The organism is Phycicoccus jejuensis (assembly GCF_000720925.1).
Classification (GTDB): Bacteria; Actinomycetota; Actinomycetes; order Actinomycetales; family Dermatophilaceae; genus Phycicoccus; species Phycicoccus jejuensis.
Map to the genome: position 1 here is coordinate 1 of NZ_JOEE01000048.1, position 480 is coordinate 480.

1 protein-coding gene is annotated in these 480 nt (G+C 71.2%); it reads left to right on the plus strand.

All coding sequences use genetic code 11. The annotated features are described in order from the left end of the window. Positions 1 to 60: 60 nt before the first annotated feature. Positions 61 to 480: hypothetical protein (locus tag IG69_RS0119550; RefSeq protein WP_211251053.1), on the plus strand; the 420-nt coding region annotated here is incomplete at its 3' end.

A 480-nucleotide genomic window follows, 5' to 3' on the forward strand; every position in this document is an offset into this window, starting at 1 on the left:
GGACAGGATGAGGCTGAGCCGGACATCGCCGTCACGGCGAAGACGGTGCAGGGGCGTCCCGTGACCCGCCCGGCGATCTCGCGGCGCCCGTCGGTGAAGAGCGCCGCCAAGCCCGCTGTCGACCCGCGCTTCCCGCACGGCCCGCTCGCCGTGCTGGACGGGGACGGCTCCGCCTACGGCGTCGACGGAATCGTGTTGGACTGCCCGGCGGCGACGATTCCGCAGCTGGTGGACTGGACGCTGAAGGAGTCGGGTCTCGGTGCGTCGCGTCTGCACAAGAACGGGAAGGACTCCGATCCGCTGATCGTCCTCACTGCGGCCGCCGCGGTGAAGTTCGGCCTGCCAGAGCGTCTGGAGGATCGCCGGGGCCTGCGCCTGGACGCGGACCACCCGGTCGTCAAGCAGATCACCCGGGCGAAGTGGCAGTTGACCAAGCGCGGGTTCGGCCCGTGGGCAAGGGTCTACCGCACGGCGCAGGGC